We start from the raw sequence: 17,274 nt of genomic DNA, 5'->3' as shown, positions 1-17,274 counted from the left end.
CACGATGAAAAGACTTGCTGTGTATTGCGGGTCGGCGACGCCGGCTGATCCCCTGTATATCGAAGGCGCACGCGCGCTGGGACGCACCTTTGCCGAGCGCGGAATCGGCCTCGTCTATGGTGGTGGCCGCACCGGCCTGATGGGCGCGATCGCCGATGGTGCGCTCGAGGGTGGCGGCGAGGTGATCGGCGTGATTCCGCAGGCGCTGGTCGATGCGGAGGTTGCGCACCGGGGGCTGACCGAGCTCCACGTCGTGCAGGGCATGCACCAGCGCAAGCAGATGTTCACCGACCTGTCGGACGGATTCGTGACGATCCCCGGCGGTACGGGCACGATGGACGAGCTGTGGGAGGCACTGAGCTGGGCGCAGCTCGGCTATCATGCGGATCCCGTCGGGCTGCTCAACACCGCGGGCTATTACGACCATCTGATCGCGTTCTGGGACAAGATGGGCGAGGTCGGCTTCCTGCGACCGCAGCACCGTGACCTGCTGATCGTCGCGGATACGCTCGACCTGCTGCTCGACCGGATGGCGGAGCATGTGCCGACACAGCCGATCGTCCGGATGAACGCGTCGGATCTGTGAGCGTCTTGAGGCCGCACACTATCCTGCACCACCCCGGCGAAGGCCGGGGCCCAGTTGGGGGACGCGGATTGGCTCGCGCTACGCGTTGTTACACTCGCTTTCCCACCTGGGCCCCGGCCTTCGCCGGGGTGGTCGTAAAGGTGGCGGCATGACATTCCCCTCCCCCACCCGCGAAGCGATCGTCGCGACAGCGAAGGAATCGATCGCGCGCGGATCGAAGAGTTTCGCGGCCGCCAGCCTGTTGTTCGACAAGCCGACGCGCGAACGGGCGTGGCTGCTCTACGCCTGGTGCCGGCGGTGTGACGATATCGCCGACGGGCAGGATCACGGGCACGGCATGACCGTGGTCGACGATGCCCCGGCGCGGCTCGTCACGCTGTCGGCGATGACCGAGCAGGCGCTGGCGGGCGAGGTCGTCGGCGAGCCCGCATTCGACGCGCTGCGGATCGTCGCGGCCGAGACGCGGATGCCCAAGCGGTTCGCGCGCGACCTGGTCGAGGGCTTCGCGCTCGATGCGCGCGAGTGGCGACCGCGCTCCGAAAACGACCTGTACAAATATTGCTACCATGTCGCAGGTGTCGTCGGTTGCATGATGGCGATCGCGATGGGCGTCGATCCCGACGACGAGGACACGCTCGACCGCGCCTGTGATCTGGGAATGGCATTCCAGCTCGCCAACATCATGCGCGATGTCGAGGAGGATGACCGGGTCGGGCGCTGCTACCTGCCCGAGGACTGGCTGGTCGAGATGGACTTTCCGCCCGGCCAGCACATGAAGCCGCCATTCCGCGCGCGCCTCGCGGTGCTCACGAAGCGGATGGCGGACCGCGCGGCGGCGTTCGAGGCGAGCGCACGGGAGGGCACGCCCGCGCTGTCGTTCCGATCGGCCTGGGCCGTGCTGTCAGCGGCCGGCATCTATGGCGCGATCGGGCGGGCCGTCGCGGCGCGCGGCGAGCATGCGTGGGATCACCGCGTTACGACGTCGGGGGCGCAGAAGCTGGGGTTTATCGCCAGGGCCGCGCGGGAGGCGGCAGCGCGGGAGCGGCTGTATCCGCGTACGCCGCGGGATCCGAAGCTGTGGACACGACCGCGGTAGATCCGGCCCTAGCACATTCAACGTCTGTCCCTGCCCCTTCCGTTCGCCCTGAGCGAAGTCGAAGCGCATCCGTTCGGGGCCTGTGCTTCGACTTCGCTCAGCACGAACGGAGGGGGGGACGGGCGGTGACCCCCACACGAGCGGATCAGCCCCGTGCTTTGGCCTTGCCTGTTACGGCGATCTGCGCGCCCGCGGTGCGGCAGTTGGCACCGATCATCGGATAGGGAACGTCGGTGTTCTGCGCGAGCTGATCCGGCAACGCCGCGCGGCACTGCGCCATCGTTTCGTACCGCGCCGGCACGACCCGTGCCTCGGTGCAGTTCATATTGCCGTCACTGCAACCCATGATGGCCATGACGTAGAACAGCGGTTCCATTTCATTCTCCAGTGGATCGCCGTGCCCGGCGTTGGACACGATATGAAAAGCGACGAAGTGGCAGGATTGTTCCGTCAACCGCTTTCGCCGGGGCTTGACCGCGCCTACATCACCACCAGCAATGCCCCCTGATACCTACACCTCCACCCGCGCGGACCAGCCGTTGCTGCCGACGCTCCGCCGCTTTCTGCCATTCCTGTGGCCGGCGGGGCAGCCGAAGCTGAAGGTCCGGATCGTCGTCGCGATGCTGCTCGTGATCGCGTCGAAGCTGGTGCAGGTGTTCGGCGCGGCCTTCACGCTGAAATATGCGGTCGACCGGATGGCGGGGAACGACCGCGGCGCGCTGACGCTCGTCGCGCTGCTGGTGGTCGGCTATGCGGCGTCGCGGTTCGGAACGACGCTGTTCGACAATCTGCGCAACGCGGTGTTCGAGCGGGTCGGACAGGACGCGTCGCGGCGGCTGGCGGCGCAGGTGTTTCGCCACCTCCATGCGCTGAGCCTCGATTTCCATCTGTCGCGCCGAACGGGCGCAGTGACCAAGGTGGTCGAGCGCGGGACGAAGAGCATTGATACGATGCTCTATTTCCTGCTGTTCAACATTGCGCCGACGCTGTTCGAACTCGTGCTGGTGCTGGGCCTGTTCTGGACCAAGTTCGGCTGGCCGCTGGTCGTCGCGACGATCGTAATGGTGGTCGGCTATATCGCGTTCACGCGGATGGTCACCGACTGGCGCAACGCGCTGCGCGCACGCATGAATGACCTTGATACCGGTGCGGTCGCGCATGCGGTCGATTCGCTGCTGAACTTCGAGACGGTCAAGTATTTCGGCGCGGAGGAGCGCGAGGCGAAACGCTATGACAGCGCGATCACCGCCTATTCCGAAGCCGCGGTGAAGAGCGAGAACTCGCTCGCATGGCTGAACCTCGGCCAGGCGCTGATCACCAATCTGATGCTCGCGGGCGGCATGGGCTTCGTCGTGTGGCGGTGGAGCCGGGGCGAGGCGTCGGCGGGCGACGTGGTCTTCGTTTCGACGCTGCTGGCGCAGCTATTCCGGCCGCTCGACCTGCTCGGCATGGTGTATCGCACGATCCGCCAGGGCGCGCTCGACATGGCGGCGATGTTCGACCTGATCGACACGCCCGCTTCCGTCGTCGACGTGGTCGACGCGCCCGTATTGGCGGTGAGCGCGGGTCATGTCCGGTTCGAGAATGTCTCGTTCGGTTATGATGCAGGCCGGCCGATCCTGCGCGATCTCGAGCTCGACGTGCCCGCAGGGTCGACGCTCGCGGTGGTCGGGCCGTCGGGCGCGGGCAAGTCGACGCTCGCCCGGCTGCTCTACCGCTTCTACGACCTGACGGGCGGGCGGATCACCGTCGACGGGCAGGACATTGCGCAGGTTCGCCAGGCATCGCTGCGCGCGGCGATCGGAATCGTCCCGCAGGACACTGTGCTGTTCAACGACACGATCGGCTACAATATCGCCTATGGCCGCGAGGGCGCGGAGATGCCCGAGGTCGAGACCGCGGCGAAGGGCGCGGCGATCGCGGGGTTCATCGAACGCCAGCCGCTGGGCTATGCGACGCGCGTCGGCGAGCGTGGTCTGAAGCTGTCGGGCGGCGAGAAACAGCGCGTGGCGATCGCACGCACGCTGCTCAAGAACCCGCCGATCCTGATCCTCGACGAGGCGACGTCGGCGCTCGACAGCCGCACCGAGGCGGAAATCCTCGACACGCTCGAGGCGATCGAGCGCGGCCGCACGACGATCGTGATCGCGCACCGGCTGTCGACCGTGGTGCATGCCGACCAAATCGTCGTGCTGGAGGCGGGGCGGGTCGTCGAGAAGGGCACGCATGCGGAGTTGCTGCGGCGCGAGGGCGTGTATGCGGAAATGTGGAACCGCCAGGCGCAGGAGCGTGCTGGCGATGACGCGGGGGCGCTCGCGGCAGAATAGCGTCGCCGCTCCGTCTTCCACCCCGGCGAAGGCCGGGGCCCAGTTGGCAGACGTCGATAACGAAGGACGTCGCTCCGTTACTGCACCCTCTCCAACTGGACCCCGGCCTTCGCCGGGGTGGTTGGGCGATGCGTATGCGCTTCTACTTCCAACCAGACACGCCGCGCGCCTCCCGCTCGTCCTTTTGAGACAGATAAGAAGACGCGCTGGCCGCGCTTATGCCGGAATCGACGGGTCCAGTTCACGGAGCCGGGCCTCGATCGCAGCCGAATACTGGTAAATATGCGTCAGGTCCGGCAACAGGTGCCGCGTCTCATCCTTACCGGCAAACATACCGAGATACTTGGTCGTAATGCCGTTGAAATGCATTCGCGCGATCGTCTTGCGGTTATTGTCGTCAAGCAGGACTGCGCAATAGGATTTCGCATCGCGGACGATGACACGCTTCGGATCGACCAGCCGCGAAGCGATCGCCTGAACGATGTGGAAGCCGGAAATTTCCTCCTGCGTGGTGATGATGCCGTCGCCATCCGACGGATCGTCATCGACCGACTCGGAAAAGTCCTCGACCGGGCTCGACGCCTTCAAAGCTGACGACAGCCGCTCGTTGACAAAATCGCGGATCAGCCCGGCAATCGCGGGTGCGAGCAGTTTGGCGAAACCGTCCTTGATCGCAGGCGTCAGCCGGCCACCATGGACTCGCTGCGCCATCATCTTCACAAACTCGTCGGACGGCTCGGCAAATTCCTTTTCGAGCTCAAGGCGGATCAGGGACTGCGTTTTGAGACTGCTGGCCTCCAGGACGATCTTGTCGATGTCGAACGCCGCCTTGGTAAACTTCTCAAGCGTACGGATGTCGCCTGGCTTGATCGCGTCCATCGTGAACGTGAAAAACGGCTTGTCGTCCATCTTGTTCGGGCGTTCGATATCCGAATAGAACTGGTAGACAACACCGTTGGTAAGCACCGCGAGCCGCGCATCGGTGACGCTGAAATAGCGGAACAGCTGCCCCGCATGATTAACGTTGAGCTGTACCGAGGACGGCTTGCACTCGATCAGGATCGACACCTTGCCGCCAGCGCAGATCGCATAGTCAACTTTCTCACCCTTCTTGGTACCCACGTCGGCGCTGAATTCCGGGACGACTTCGGATGGATTGAACACGTCGTAACCGAGTGACTGAAGGAAGGGCATGACCAGCGCGGTCTTCGCCGCCTCTTCGGTCAGTAGAACCTCGCGGTGTTCGATCGTCCGCTTTTGCAACTCGCTAAGTCTGATACTCAGTTCCACGCGCGCCTCCCGTTAATTCACGAACGTGCGCCGGGATATTTCAAGGGTCTATGCCGCGACGTCTGTAACTTGGTTGGATCTCGATCTATTTGCGCGGTGCGAGCGCCGCCGGTCGAGGACGCAAAGGGCTGGCGGGAGGGGACATAAGGGAAAGCCGCCCGCGCCTCGACATCGCAGCGGGGATCGCTACCTACACGGCGATGGCACTCGACCCCCTTCCCGATCTCCAGCGCATCTTCGGCTTTCCTGATTTTCGTGGCGTGCAGCGCGATGTCGTCGACCGCGTGCTTGCGGGGCAGCGGACGCTGGCGGTCATGCCGACCGGGGCTGGCAAGTCGCTGTGTTACCAGTTGCCAGCGACGATGCTCGAGGGGACGTGCGTGGTCGTGTCGCCGCTGATCGCGCTGATGCACGACCAGTTGCGCGCCGCGACCGCGGTCGGGATCAAGGCGGCGACGCTGACGAGCGTGGATACCAATCGCGAGGAGACGATCGCGCGGTTCCGCGCGGGCGATCTCGATTTGCTGTACGTCGCGCCGGAGCGGGCCTCGAACGAGAGTTTCCGCAATCTGCTGTCGCAGGCGAAGCTCTCGCTGTTCGCGATCGACGAGGCGCACTGCGTCAGCGAGTGGGGGCATGACTTCCGGCCCGACTATCGGTTGCTGCGACCTTTGCTCGACAGTTTTCCCGACGTGCCGCGGCTCGCGCTGACCGCCACCGCCGACGCGCATACGCGCGCGGATATCCTCGAACAGCTGGGGATCTCGCAGGACGGCTTGATCGTGTCGGGGTTCGACCGGCCGAACATCCGCTATGCGATCTCGGCGCGCGACAACGTCAACCGGCAGATCGCTGACATCCTCGAGAAGATTCCCGGGCCGGGGATCGTCTATGCGCAGACGCGCGCGGCGACCGAGAAGCTGGCCGAGGCGCTGGGGCGCAGCGGGCGGCCGACGCGCGCCTATCATGCCGGGCTCGATCCGCAGGTGCGCGCGAAGAACCAGGCGGATTTCGTCGCGAGCGAGGATATGGTGATCTGCGCGACGGTCGCGTTCGGGATGGGGATCGACAAGCCCGACGTGCGGTTCGTCGCGCATGCCGGGCTGCCGAAATCGATCGAAGCCTATTATCAGGAGACGGGGCGCGCGGGACGCGACGGCGACCCGGCGATCGCGCATCTGTTCTGGGGCGCGGAGGATTTCGCGCGCGCGCGCCAGCGGATCGGCGAGGTCGAGCCCGAGCGGCAGGCGGGCGAACGCCAGCGGCTGACCGCGATGGGCGGGCTGGTCGAGACCGCGGGGTGTCGGCGACGGATCCTGCTCAAGCATTTCGGCGAGGAGCGACTCGAGGATTGCGGCAATTGCGACAATTGCCTTGGCAATGTCGATGCGGTCGACGCGACCGAGACCGCGCGGAAATTCCTGTCGGCGGTGTTCCGGACGGGGCAGATGTTCGGCGTCGGCTATATCGAGGGTATCCTGACGGGCGTGTCGTCGGAGCGCAGCCTGATGAACGGGCATGAGGCGTTGTCGGTGTACGGGATCGTCGAGGGCGACGAGGTGGCGCTGTTGAAGCCGGTATCGCGCGCGCTGATGCTGAAGGATGCGCTGCGGACGAACCCGCACGGCGGCCTCGAATTCGGACCGGCGGCCAAGGCGATCCTCAAAGGCGAGGCGGCGCTGTCGGTGATCGTGCCGCCCAAGCGCGAGCGACGGCGCAAGGCTGCACCGGGGGCCGTGCCGAACCCGGTCGACGATCCGCTGTTCGAGGCGCTGCGCGTATGCCGCCGCGATCTGGCGAAGGACGCGGGCGTTCCACCCTATGTGATCTTCCACGATTCGGTGCTGCGTGACATGGCGGCGCAGCGACCCGCGTCGCGGGCGGCGCTCGCGGTGCTATCGGGCATTGGCGCGCGCAAGCTCGACGCCTATGGGGATGCCTTTCTGGCAGTTATCCGCGAGTCCGCATGATCCGGCACATCAACGAAAGCATTTCGGTCGCGCCGCAGATCGCGGTCGAGCACGTCGCGGACATTGCCGCGGCGGGCTTCAAGACGATCGTCAACAACCGCCCCGACGACGAGGATGCGGGCCAGCCTTCGGGCGACGCGATCCGTGCGGCGGCGAAAGCGGCCGGCCTGAACTATGTCGCGATCCCGGTGACGCATGCGGGCTTTTCGCATCCGCAGATCGACGCGATGACCCAGGCGCTGACCGAGGCCAAAGGCCCCGTCCTCGCCTATTGCCGGTCGGGCACGCGAAGCTGCAATCTGTGGGCGCTGGCCGCGGCAAAGGCGGGGCGCAATCCCAACCTGCTGCTCGCGCAGGCCGAGGACGCGGGCTATGACCTGCGCGGTATCCGCCCGATGCTGGACGCGCTCGCAGGGCCGCGATGATCCCGATCGCGCTCGGCCCCGCGGTGATCGGGGCTGCGGTCGCGGCATTGGTGGCGTCGGTCGGTGGTATCGGCTGGGCGGCGGTCCGGAAGCGGCGTGTGATACGGATCGAGACCGCCGAGGAGGCCGCCGAGGCGGCACACGCGCAACTGCCGGGCTTTGCCGTGTCGGGCGCGGTGGTCGGCGCCGATGGGCGCGGCGCGCTTGCGGTGGCGGAGGATGGCCGTGTCGCCGCGGTCAAGCGTGTCGGCAAGCGGATCGCAGTGCGCGAGGTCACCTGGCGGACGGTGCGCGCGACGCAGGAGGGGATTCTCGTCGAGACCGGCGACCGGACGCTTGGCGCGGTGATGCTCTCGCGGGTCGACGTGCTCGATATCCGGCGGCTGGCTCCCAGGAACATCGGCGTCTAGCGGGCGCCCTGCCGGCACCACGATCGACACGCAAAAAAAGACCCGGTGCGTTGTGCGCACCGGGCCAGGTTGTCCGCAGGAGGAACATCGTGGGTGCGGGCTCGGGCGGCCCGCTACCGAACAGGATCAATTATAGGCACGCTCGCCATGCTCGCCGATGTCGAGACCCTCGACCTCGACTTCGGGCGAGACGCGCAGGCCGGTGACCGCCTTGGCGATCAGGATCGCGATCACGGTGCCGACCGAGGCCCAGATGATCGTGACGAGAACCGCCTGGATCTGCACCAGCAGCTTGGCACCGATCGCATAGTCGGCGGCACCCGGGCCACCGAGCGACGGCGCATAGACCACCGCAGTGCCGATCGCGCCGACCATGCCGCCGATGCCGTGGATGCCGAACGCGTCGAGCGAGTCGTCATAGCCGAGCAGCGGCTTGATCTTCGACACCGCCATGAAGCAGATCAGCGAGGCGATCGCGCCCAGCACGATCGCGCCGAACGGGCCGGAATTGCCCGCCGCCGGCGTCACCGCGACCAGCCCCGCGACGATGCCCGAGCAGAAGCCGAGTGCCGAACCCTTGTGACCCGACAGCCGCTCGGCGAGCATCCAGAACAACGCGGCCGACGCGGTCGCGACGAAGGTGTTGATCATCGCCAGCGCGGCCGACCCGTTCGCCTCGAGCGCGGAGCCCGCGTTGAAGCCGAACCAGCCCACCCAGAGCAGCCCGGTGCCGATCCCGGTCATCACCAGCGAATGCGGCGCCATCGGCTCCTTGGGATAGCCGATCCGCTTGCCGAGCATCAGCGCGGCGACCAGCGCGGAGACGCCCGCGTTGATGTGGACGACGGTACCGCCCGCGAAATCGAGCGCGCCGGCCTTGAAGAAATAGCCCGACGCGGCCCAGACCATGTGCGCGATCGGGAAATAGACGATCGTCAGCCAGACCAGGCCGAACACCATCACGGCGGAGAATTTCATCCGCTCGACGACCGAGCCCAGCACCAGCGCGATCGTGATTGCGGCGAAGGTCATCTGGAAACAGACGAAGACATATTCGGGAATTTCGACGCCCGCGGTGAAGGTCGCCGCCTGCGAGGCCGGGGTGATCCCCTTGAGGAACGCCTTGTCGAGGCTGCCGATGAAATTGCTGAGCAGCGGATTGGTCACGTCGGGACCGAAGGCCAGCGTATAGCCCCACATCACCCAGATGAGCATCGCGAGCGCTGCGACCGCGCCGATCTGCGTCATCGTCGAGAGCATGTTCTTCGACCGGGTGAGACCGCCGTAGAACAGCGCGAGACCCGGCAGGATCATCATCAGGACGAGGATCGTCGAGGTCATCATCCAGGCGGTATCGCCCTTGTTGACGGTGGCGACGACGGGCGCGGCCGCGGGTGCGACGACCGTCTGCGCAAAGGCGGGCGCGGCAGCGACCAGCGCGGCACCGAACCCCAGAACCGCCGCGGCGGCTGTCTTCATGTCATGCTTCATCGTGTCCCCCTCCCCTCAGAGCGCCGAGTCGTCGGTTTCGCCGGTGCGGATGCGCACCGCCTGGCTGACGTCGACCACAAAGATCTTGCCATCGCCGATCGCGCCGGTGTTGGCGGATGCCTGGATCGCTTCGACCACGCGGTCCACCAGGCTCGTCGCGCACACGACCTCGACCTTGATCTTGGGCACCATGTTGGTCGTGTATTCGGCACCGCGATAAATCTCGGTCTGACCCTTTTGCCGGCCGAACCCCTTGACCTCGGTGACCGTCATGCCCGCCACGCCGAGCGTGGTGAGCGCTTCGCGCACCTCGTCGAGCTTGAACGGCTTGATGATGGCAATGACGAGTTTCATCGTGCCCCTTCCCCTTGTTACGTCGAACACAACGCAACGACCGTGCCAGTTTTCTGACAGGGTGTGGGATGGGGTGGAATACGGGGTGTCAGATGCGCCGGGCCGCTAGAAACTGTGCAGCGCGCGACGATTGCCTCAAAAACGGGCAGCGCGCCGCCGGACGCTTATTCGCTCAGCGGTCGGGAATGATCGCGCGTGCTTCGGCGAAATCGTCGGCATCGACCATCACGCGGACCGGGATCAGCAGATCGCTGCCGTCGCCGATCGCCATGTCGCCGTCGAACACGATCGCGGCAATACCCTCGCTTTCGAGCCGACCGGCGATGATCAGCGCCTCGTTGCGGCTGTAGCGGCCAAGCTCGGCGAGACTCATCGGGCCGCACCGGGCGCGACCGTCGGCACCCGCGTCGGCAGACCATCGATGCTGCGCGGATGCTCGGCCCATTCGGCGAGCCGTTCGGCATCGCTCTGTCCGGCATGATATTTGGACAGAGTCTGGCGTTCGCGATCGAGCGTCATCACGGGCACGCCCCATCCGCAGCTCGTCTGCACCTGATCGACCGCAATCTCGAAGATCTGCCGGGTGCCCGGCAAGGGCGTGAACTGCGCATAGAGCGCGTCCCAGCGATCGTCCTGTGGCAGTACCGCGGTGCCGTGCCCATAGATACGGAAGATGAGCGCGGGGCGGTCGAACGCGCAGAACATGATCGTGATGCGTCCGTCGGCGGCGAGATGCGCATTGGTCTCGTTCCCCGAGCCGCCGACGTCGAGATAGGCGACGGTGCCGGCGTCGAGCACGCGGAAGCTGTCCATCCCCTTGGGGCTGAGGTTGATCCGCGCACCCTCGGCCGCGGTCGCGACGAAGAACACGGGCTGGCGTTCGACGAACGCGCGGTGCGCGTCGGTAAGGGCAGGGAAGAAGTCCATGTCGCCACCCTATCAGGACCATCGCCCCGACGCGAACGGTGAACCGCTTCTCCAAGCCACTGAAAACGCGGTTTGCGAATCGATCGCAACGCTATTGCAAATCAGTCGCGACAACAGTAGCGAGCCGGAAAGGGGTTTTTCATGTCCGATCGTCGCTTCGCCCGCCTGCTGCTTGCCGGCACCATTCTCACGGCCGCGCTGCCCGCAACACCGGCCTGGGCCGGGTTCGCCCCGGAGGACACGACCCCCAACGCATCCGTGGCAGCGGCAACACGCCCCGACGAATCCGACACGTCCGAGCCGCAGGATCACGGCGTGATCGTCGTGACTGGCGAGAAGGCGACGACGATCGCGTCGTCGGGGACGAAGAGCGCAACGCCGATCGTCGAGACGCCGCAGTCGATCAGCGTGATCAACGCCGCCGACATTGCTGGGCTGGGGCTGCAGAACCTCAATCAGGCGCTGCGCTTCGTCGCGGGTGTGACACCCGAGACGCGCGGTGCATCCGCCGAGGTGTACGACCAGTTCAAGCTGCGCGGGTTCGACGCACCGGTCTATCTCGACGGCCTGCGCCAGTTCGGCAGCGCGACCGGCTATGCGGTGCCGCAGGTCGACGTGTCGCGGCTCGATCGGGTCGAGATTATCAAGGGCCCGGCGTCGGTGCTCTATGGCCAGTCGAGCCCGGGCGGTCTGGTCGCGGAGGTCAGCAAGCTGCCGCTTGATCGCGCAACCTATGGTGCGGTCAGCGGCACCTATGGCACCTACGACCTGTACCGCGTCGACGCCGATATCGGCGGGCGCGCAGGGGACGGCGTGCTGTGGCGCATCTATGGCAGCGCGAATGGCGCCGACGATCAGCAGACGCAGGGCCAGGGCAAGCGCGAGCGCCAGACGATCTCCGCCGCGGTGACCGCCGGCGCGGGCAGCAGCACCAGCTTCACGCTGCTCGGCGCCTATTCGCACGATCCGTTCAATGGCAATTACGGGGTGTTCCCGACGCTCGGGACGCTGATCGACAACCCGGCAGGCAAGATCTCGACCAAATTCTATGGTGGCGAGCCCGGGGACTTCTTCCGTCGCGAACAGGCCGCGCTGACCTATATTTTCAATCACGATTTCGGTAGCGGCTGGGCGCTGCGCTCGTCGGGGCGCTATCAATATGTAAAGAGCCGGATGGGGCTGGTCTATACCAGCGGACCCGCGGTCGATCCGCTCGCGGTAGCGCCGACGCTGTATGCCCGGTCCTCCTATTCGACGCGGGAGCAGCTTAACAACTGGACGTTCGACAATCAGCTGACGGGCAAGGTCGTCACTGGCCCCGTCACGCACAACCTGTTGTTCGGGGTCGACCGTCAGGTCGCGCATTCGGCGGGGCTCTCGGCCTTTGGCGGCGGGACGCCGATCGACGTTTTCAACCCGGTCTATGGGACGATGCCCACGCCGCAGACGCCAGCCGATGTCCAGGCGTCCTTCGGCATCGGTTCCGCCAATGTCCGCCAGCGTCAGCAGGGGATTTATGCGCAGGACCAGATCGCGGTCGGCGGGCTGCGCGTGACGCTGAGCGGCCGCCAGGACTGGGCCCGCCAGGAACGCAACGGCAAGGCGCAGAAAGACGAGAAGTTCACCTGGCGCGCGGGTGCGCTGTACCTGCTGCCGTTCGGGCTGGCGCCCTATGCAAGCTACTCGACCTCGTTCCAGCCGGAGAATGCGGAACTGCGCGATGGCAGCCCCCCGAAGCCGTCTCTCGGCAAGCAGATCGAGGCGGGGGCGAAATTCCAGCCGACCGGTACCGCGATCCTGGTCACCGCAGCCTGGTTCCGGATCGAGCAGACCAATGTCGTCGTGTCCTATCCCGATTTCACGGCGGAGCAGATCGGCAAGGTCCGGTCGCAGGGTGTCGAGGTCGAGGCGAGCGCGCCGCTGCCCTACGGCTTCAACGCCAAGCTCGCCTATAGCCGCCAGCGCGTGAAGAAGGTCGAGGACGTCGTTGCCGCCAATATCGGCCTGCCGCTCGCGACGGTCGGGCGCGGCGGAATCTCGGCGAACCTCGAATGGGCGCCGACCGAGGGGCCGGCATCGGGCTTTGCGATCGGCGGCGCGGTGCGGCACGTCGACAAGACCTATGCCGATTTCTATTCGGACCGCGTCGCGCGCTATTCACCCGCCTATACGGTGTTCGACGCGCTGCTGCGTTACGATCTGGGCAAGCTCAGCCCACGGCTCGCCAATGTCGATCTCGGCGTCAACGCGACCAACCTGTTCGACAAGAAGTATCTGACGAGCTGCTTCGCCAACTATGCCTGGTGCTGGTACGGCAACCGCCGCACGGTGCAGGCAACGATCGGGTATCGCTGGTAACGGGCCGCTCGACCCTGCGCGGGCGGTTTATGCGCAGGTCGATGGCACATCTTGGCGTGTCGGCCGTTCAGCGGTCCGAGCGCATTCGTTCCGGATGCCGTCCAGCATAGGAGTTTAGTATGAACACGACGACCTTGAAGGGTGAAGGCCAGGATCTGCTCGGTTCGGTGAAGCAGGCAGCAGGCAATGCAACGGGCGACAGCTCGCTCCAGGCCGGCGGCGTGGCCGACCAGATCGCAGGCACTGCAAACAAGGCGATCGGCACCGCGACCGACACCGTCGCGCCGCTCGCCGGCAAGGCGCGTGCGTTTGCCAAGGATCGTCCGTTCGCCACCGCGGCGCTGGTCGGCGTCGTCGGCATCGCGCTGCTCAACACGCTGCGCGGCAAGTGATCAACCGGGGCCGCGTCCGCGCGGCCCCGCTGGTCGGAGGATCCCGGCGGTGTCGGCGCGGAGCGAACGCCCTGTGACCCGACCCGCCGGCCTCTGGATCGGCACCAATCGCGGCGGGCTCCATCCGCTGCGACACGGCGTTGGCTGGTCGACCGGCACGCCCTATCCTGACGCGATAAACGTGTCCTTCGGCGTCCATTCGCCGCGCCATGACCTCCATTATCTCGTCGACGAGCGCGATGACGGCGCGATCGGCGTGTATCGCGCGACCGCCGACGGCTGGCGACAGATCGCCCGCGTGGCGGTCGATGGGAACGCGCCTTGTCATCTCGCGCTGAGTCACGACCAGAGCCTGCTCGCCGTCGCTAATTATGCGAGCGGGAGCGTGTCGGTCGTGAACCTCGATTCGCACGGCCTGCCGATCGCGCCAACGCATGTCTTTGCCCATAAAGGATCGGGTCCGAACCGCGAGCGTCAGACGAGCCCGCATGCACACTGGGTCGGGTTCGACGCCGAGGATCGCTGGCTTTATGCAACCGATCTGGGGACGGACGAGATCCGCGCCTTCGCGGTGGCGCCGGCGCCGGGCGGCAACCGTGTCCGGGCGGCCGGAACAGCCTTTCACGCACCAGCGGGATCGGGGCCACGCCATCTGCTGCTGCATCCGCATGTCCAGCGCATGGCATATCTTGCCAACGAACTTGCGAACACGCTGACCGTGCTGGTCGGCGGCGAGGGTCGGTTCTCGGCGGCGAGGACCGTGTCGACGCTGCCCGAGAAGTATGAGGGTCCGAGCATCGTCGCGCATCTGGCGATCAACGCGGCGGGGGACCGGCTCTATGTCTCCAACCGCGGGCATGACAGCATCGCGGTCTTCGCGCTCGACGCGAAAGGCGACCCGCGGCTGGTCCAGCATGCACCGGCCGGGGCGGCCTATCCACGACATTTCGTGCTGATCGAGGACGAGGGCCTGATGGTCGTCGCGAACGAGAAGGACGAATGCGTGACGCTGCTGCCGATCGACGCGGACGGGCTGCTCGGGCCGCAGGTCGCCCGGGTCGCAGTTCCCGGCGCGGCGTTCGTCCTCCCGCTCTAAGCTGCATGTCGGCGCTCAGCGATAGGCGAGCGTCCAGCCGGGCGGCAGGTAATCGGTCGACATGTAATAATAGAAGAGGCAGCTGCCATCGGCGCGGTAGGTGCCGCCCTTGACGAGGCCGAGTGCGACCTGCCCTTCGAAAACCGGCGCGCCGCTGTCACCCGACTTGCATGTCGGCCCTTCGACCGCGACCCAGGTCGGCAGGCACGCGCCGCCGCACAGATCGCCCGCGGGGGCGAAATCGACCATCGCGACCGGCGCGCAGCTATAGCCGGTGCGCTCGCCGCGGTGACAGACGAAGTCGCCCGCGCGCGTGCTGGTCCGGTTGCGCCATGTCGCGACGGTCCTGAGCCGGGTCTTGGCGGTATCGGCAAAGAAGGCGGGCAGCCGTGGCGCAGTCGCCGGCAGCGCGGGCGCGCGGTTGATCTGGACGTCCTGATACCCCCAGCCCCATTGGCCGACATAGGGCAGCGCGATCGCCCGCCGCTCCGTGCCCGCCGGCGGCCGTCCGACATAATCGAGCGTGTCGGGACAATGCGCGGCGGTGGCGATCGCATCCGCGACGCCATCGGTGACGACGAATCCCGTCGTGCAGATATAGCGCCGGCCGTCGACCGTCCCGACCACCCGCCCCCCGCCCGCGACATCCGGCATCACGGTCACTGCGTCGGCAGGCGGGATCGTCGCCACGGGGATCCCGGGCACCGTGGCGCCCGGCGTGGCCGTTACGCTCGTCTGAAGCGCCATCGGCAGCATCGGGCGGTCACTGGCTTCGATCCGCACGGGAACGCCGGTCATATCGGCGAACTTCGCGGTAAGTGCGCCATCCCGGTCGAGCGCAAGGTCCGCGGTCGCGACCATCACGACGAGCGTACCCGTCCGCTGATCCGCACCGATGCCGGGGGGATGCGGAAGCGCAGCGCGGATCGCCGCCTGGAAGGTGCGGATCTGGCCGAGGATCCGGTCGAGCGTCGCCGCCGCGCCGGTGCGGAACACCAGCGGGACGCTCATCCCCCCCGCCTCGACGACGCGATCCGCGACCGGATCGGTGCCGGTCAGCAGTACGACAATCCGGTAGGCCGGGTCATGCTCGACCGCGATGCCGGCAAGGCGATCGGCGAATTCGCGGCGCAGCGCATCGGTGACGGGTATCGTCGCCGCCTGCGCCCGCATCCGGTGGAGCGCGACATCGAGCGGCACGCCGAACCGCCGCGCATATTCCGCCGCGTCCTGCATCGCCGCATCGACGGGGAGCTGGAGCTGGGGGGCGTCGACCGGCGCGATCGGTGACGGGGCGATCGGCAATGGGACGGGCGGCGCGACACCGGTCTGCGCCGCGCCGGATGGTGCCGGGAGCCACAATCCCGCAACCAGCGCTCCGGCCAGCCCAGCCTCTATCCATTTCGCTGTCATGATCGGCAAACGTCCAGTTTCGGGGGCCAGCACCGGGTCGCGGACCGTGCGCCATGACCGCCCCTGACCCCGACCCCGCCTAGCGCACCGGCGCGGTGTCGCGCGAGACGGAATTTAACGCGCGTCGCGCGCACGCCCCCGCGGGATCGCCGCCATTGTGCCCTAGGTTCGGCGGTGCAGCACTGCGCTGCGATTACAAAGGAATGCCACAGTGACTCTTGCTTTACCCGCCCGACATTTCTCGCCGGCCCCGCGGCCCGCAACCGCGACCACAGCCGGGATCGCGGCCCCCGCCCCTACCCCGCCGCTGTTCGCGCTCGACCAGCTCGAGGTGACGTTCGACCCGCAGGCCGACACGCTGTGGACCTATATGCGGCCAAGGACGCGGCCGAGCTTCAACCCTGCGCTGCTCGCGGACTTTGGTCAGTGGCAGGCCGATATCCACAGCGCCCACACCTCCGGGGCGATGCCGATTCGCTATCTTGTGCTCGGCTCGCGATTCCCCGGCGTCTTCTCGCTCGGCGGTGATCTCGACCTGTTCGCACAGCATATCCGTGCCGGTCACCGCGAGGCGCTGGTCCAATATGGCCGCGCCTGCGTGCAGATCCTGCACCGCAACCTGCGCGGCCTCGATCTGCCGATCGTGACGATCGGTCTGGTTGAGGGCGATGCGCTGGGCGGCGGGTTTGAGGCGCTGCTGTCGTTCAACGTCGTCGTCGCCGAACGCGGCGCGAGTTTCGGGCTTCCCGAGACCGTGTTCGGGCTGTTCCCCGGCATGGGGGCGCACTGCTTCCTGTCGCGGCGTCTCGGCGCGGCGCGGGCCGAGCAGATGATCCTCAGCGGGCGCAACTACAGCGCGGAGGAGCTCTATGATCTGGGTATCGTCCACGCACTCGCCGACCCCGGCCAGGGCCGCCGGGTGGTCGAGGACTATATCCGCCAGAACCGGCGTCGCCACAGCGGGCATTGCGCGATCTACGAGGCGTCGCGCGCGGTCAATCCGCTGACGCTCGATGAGCTCGAGGCGGTGGTCGACCTGTGGGCGGACGCCGCGTTGCGCCTCAGCGAGGGGGATCTCAAGCTGATGCGGCGGCTCGTCGCGGCGCAGACCCGTCTGCTCGACAAGCCGAAAGGCTGAC

17 protein-coding genes are annotated in these 17,274 nt (G+C 66.7%); 10 read left to right on the top strand and 7 right to left on the bottom strand.

Annotated elements, in window-relative coordinates:
• The first annotated feature begins 4 nt into the window (after nt 1-4).
• Both SOM18_RS13150 and SOM18_RS13145 read left to right on the top strand, forming a co-directional pair.
• Entirely contained in the window at nt 5-586 is a 582-nt protein-coding gene (locus SOM18_RS13150) for a TIGR00730 family Rossman fold protein (RefSeq protein ID WP_031394045.1), read from the top strand.
• Between the two features lie 148 nt (nt 587-734).
• On the top strand, nt 735-1,682 hold the full coding sequence (locus SOM18_RS13145; protein WP_031439298.1) for a phytoene/squalene synthase family protein: 948 nt from the start codon (nt 735-737) through the stop codon (nt 1,680-1,682).
• Between the two features lie 145 nt (nt 1,683-1,827).
• On the opposite strand, the gene SOM18_RS13140 is transcribed toward SOM18_RS13145, so the two are convergent.
• Nucleotides 1,828-2,136 carry a hypothetical protein gene (locus SOM18_RS13140; protein ID WP_235188266.1) on the bottom strand — a complete coding sequence of 103 codons (309 nt, stop codon included), beginning with the start codon at nt 2,134-2,136 and terminating at the stop codon, nt 1,828-1,830.
• A gap of 43 nt (nt 2,137-2,179) precedes the next feature.
• Here SOM18_RS13140 and SOM18_RS13135 point away from each other — a divergent pair, with 43 nt between their 5' ends.
• Nucleotides 2,180-4,009, top strand: a complete 1,830-nt coding sequence (locus SOM18_RS13135) for an ABCB family ABC transporter ATP-binding protein/permease (protein WP_031439296.1) — start codon at nt 2,180-2,182, stop codon at nt 4,007-4,009.
• A gap of 216 nt (nt 4,010-4,225) precedes the next feature.
• Here SOM18_RS13135 and SOM18_RS13130 read toward each other — a convergent pair whose 3' ends face one another.
• Nucleotides 4,226-5,299, bottom strand: a complete 1,074-nt coding sequence (locus SOM18_RS13130) for a type I restriction endonuclease (protein ID WP_031439295.1) — start codon at nt 5,297-5,299, stop codon at nt 4,226-4,228.
• A 200-nt stretch (nt 5,300-5,499) separates the two neighbouring features.
• Here SOM18_RS13130 and recQ point away from each other — a divergent pair, with 200 nt between their 5' ends.
• The 3 genes from recQ to SOM18_RS13115 are packed head-to-tail and all read left to right on the top strand — an operon-like array spanning nt 5,500 to nt 8,104.
• Complete coding sequence (recQ, locus tag SOM18_RS13125) at nt 5,500-7,269, top strand: DNA helicase RecQ (RefSeq protein WP_031439294.1); 1,770 nt, start codon at nt 5,500-5,502, stop codon at nt 7,267-7,269.
• Nucleotides 7,266-7,694: a TIGR01244 family sulfur transferase gene (locus SOM18_RS13120; RefSeq protein ID WP_031439293.1), complete on the top strand. Its 429-nt coding sequence runs from the start codon at nt 7,266-7,268 to the stop codon at nt 7,692-7,694. Before recQ ends, SOM18_RS13120 begins: the two co-directional genes overlap by 4 nt.
• Nucleotides 7,691-8,104 carry a hypothetical protein gene (locus tag SOM18_RS13115; RefSeq protein WP_031439292.1) on the top strand — a complete coding sequence of 138 codons (414 nt, stop codon included), beginning with the start codon at nt 7,691-7,693 and terminating at the stop codon, nt 8,102-8,104. The genes SOM18_RS13120 and SOM18_RS13115 overlap by 4 nt, the downstream gene beginning before the upstream one ends.
• A gap of 126 nt (nt 8,105-8,230) precedes the next feature.
• On the opposite strand, the gene SOM18_RS13110 is transcribed toward SOM18_RS13115, so the two are convergent.
• From SOM18_RS13110 to SOM18_RS13095, 4 genes are all read right to left on the bottom strand, one after another.
• A complete protein-coding gene (locus tag SOM18_RS13110) occupies nt 8,231-9,583 on the bottom strand; it encodes an ammonium transporter (RefSeq protein ID WP_031394700.1) in 1,353 nt (450 codons plus the stop codon).
• Between the two features lie 27 nt (nt 9,584-9,610).
• Complete coding sequence (locus SOM18_RS13105; RefSeq protein WP_031439291.1) at nt 9,611-9,949, bottom strand: P-II family nitrogen regulator; 339 nt, start codon at nt 9,947-9,949, stop codon at nt 9,611-9,613.
• Between the two features lie 172 nt (nt 9,950-10,121).
• Nucleotides 10,122-10,322: a DUF2007 domain-containing protein gene (locus tag SOM18_RS13100; protein ID WP_031439290.1), complete on the bottom strand. Its 201-nt coding sequence runs from the start codon at nt 10,320-10,322 to the stop codon at nt 10,122-10,124.
• The gene (locus SOM18_RS13095; RefSeq protein WP_031439289.1) at nt 10,319-10,876 is read right to left on the bottom strand and encodes a pyridoxamine 5'-phosphate oxidase family protein; all 558 of its coding nucleotides are present in this window, start codon (nt 10,874-10,876) and stop codon (nt 10,319-10,321) included. Before SOM18_RS13095 ends, SOM18_RS13100 begins: the two co-directional genes overlap by 4 nt.
• 141 nt (nt 10,877-11,017) lie before the next feature.
• Between SOM18_RS13095 and SOM18_RS13090 the strand changes: the two genes are divergently transcribed.
• The 3 genes from SOM18_RS13090 to SOM18_RS13080 all read left to right on the top strand — a co-directional run bounded on the left by SOM18_RS13090 (nt 11,018) and on the right by SOM18_RS13080 (nt 14,722).
• Nucleotides 11,018-13,234: a TonB-dependent siderophore receptor gene (locus SOM18_RS13090; RefSeq protein ID WP_052380813.1), complete on the top strand. Its 2,217-nt coding sequence runs from the start codon at nt 11,018-11,020 to the stop codon at nt 13,232-13,234.
• Nucleotides 13,235-13,353: 119 nt separating this feature from the next.
• On the top strand, nt 13,354-13,626 hold the full coding sequence (locus SOM18_RS13085) for a CsbD family protein (protein ID WP_031439287.1): 273 nt from the start codon (nt 13,354-13,356) through the stop codon (nt 13,624-13,626).
• 73 nt (nt 13,627-13,699) lie between these two features.
• Complete coding sequence (locus tag SOM18_RS13080; protein WP_052380812.1) at nt 13,700-14,722, top strand: lactonase family protein; 1,023 nt, start codon at nt 13,700-13,702, stop codon at nt 14,720-14,722.
• Between the two features lie 15 nt (nt 14,723-14,737).
• On the opposite strand, the gene SOM18_RS13075 is transcribed toward SOM18_RS13080, so the two are convergent.
• On the bottom strand, nt 14,738-16,135 hold the full coding sequence (locus SOM18_RS13075; RefSeq protein WP_042466419.1) for a hypothetical protein: 1,398 nt from the start codon (nt 16,133-16,135) through the stop codon (nt 14,738-14,740).
• Between the two features lie 211 nt (nt 16,136-16,346).
• On the opposite strand from SOM18_RS13075, the gene SOM18_RS13070 reads away from it, so the two are divergent.
• Entirely contained in the window at nt 16,347-17,273 is a 927-nt protein-coding gene (locus SOM18_RS13070) for a crotonase/enoyl-CoA hydratase family protein (RefSeq protein WP_042466417.1), read from the top strand.
• Nucleotide 17,274: the final 1 nt, after the last annotated feature.

The sequence above is a fragment of the Sphingomonas sp. CFBP9019 genome (assembly GCF_034045155.1).
In the GTDB taxonomy this organism is placed as follows: domain Bacteria; phylum Pseudomonadota; class Alphaproteobacteria; order Sphingomonadales; family Sphingomonadaceae; genus Sphingomonas; species Sphingomonas aerolata.
Note: the sequence above shows the minus strand (reverse complement) of the source record. Positions and strands in the feature narration are given on the sequence as shown.

Excerpts from the sequence above, each read along its gene's own strand:
- SOM18_RS13150 (WP_031394045.1), top strand. The coding sequence starts at position 5 with ATGAAAAGACTTGCTGTGTATTGCGGGTCGGCGACGCCGGCTGATCCC.
- SOM18_RS13145 (WP_031439298.1), top strand. The coding sequence starts at position 735 with ATGACATTCCCCTCCCCCACCCGCGAAGCGATCGTCGCGACAGCGAAG.
- SOM18_RS13135 (WP_031439296.1), top strand. The coding sequence starts at position 2,180 with ATGCCCCCTGATACCTACACCTCCACCCGCGCGGACCAGCCGTTGCTG.
- recQ (WP_031439294.1), top strand. The coding sequence starts at position 5,500 with ATGGCACTCGACCCCCTTCCCGATCTCCAGCGCATCTTCGGCTTTCCT.
- SOM18_RS13120 (WP_031439293.1), top strand. The coding sequence starts at position 7,266 with ATGATCCGGCACATCAACGAAAGCATTTCGGTCGCGCCGCAGATCGCG.
- SOM18_RS13115 (WP_031439292.1), top strand. The coding sequence starts at position 7,691 with ATGATCCCGATCGCGCTCGGCCCCGCGGTGATCGGGGCTGCGGTCGCG.
- SOM18_RS13110 (WP_031394700.1), bottom strand. The coding sequence starts at position 9,583 with ATGAAGACAGCCGCCGCGGCGGTTCTGGGGTTCGGTGCCGCGCTGGTC.
- SOM18_RS13105 (WP_031439291.1), bottom strand. The coding sequence starts at position 9,949 with ATGAAACTCGTCATTGCCATCATCAAGCCGTTCAAGCTCGACGAGGTG.
- SOM18_RS13100 (WP_031439290.1), bottom strand. The coding sequence starts at position 10,322 with ATGAGTCTCGCCGAGCTTGGCCGCTACAGCCGCAACGAGGCGCTGATC.
- SOM18_RS13095 (WP_031439289.1), bottom strand. The coding sequence starts at position 10,876 with ATGGACTTCTTCCCTGCCCTTACCGACGCGCACCGCGCGTTCGTCGAA.
- SOM18_RS13090 (WP_052380813.1), top strand. The coding sequence starts at position 11,018 with ATGTCCGATCGTCGCTTCGCCCGCCTGCTGCTTGCCGGCACCATTCTC.
- SOM18_RS13085 (WP_031439287.1), top strand. The coding sequence starts at position 13,354 with ATGAACACGACGACCTTGAAGGGTGAAGGCCAGGATCTGCTCGGTTCG.
- SOM18_RS13075 (WP_042466419.1), bottom strand. The coding sequence starts at position 16,135 with ATGACAGCGAAATGGATAGAGGCTGGGCTGGCCGGAGCGCTGGTTGCG.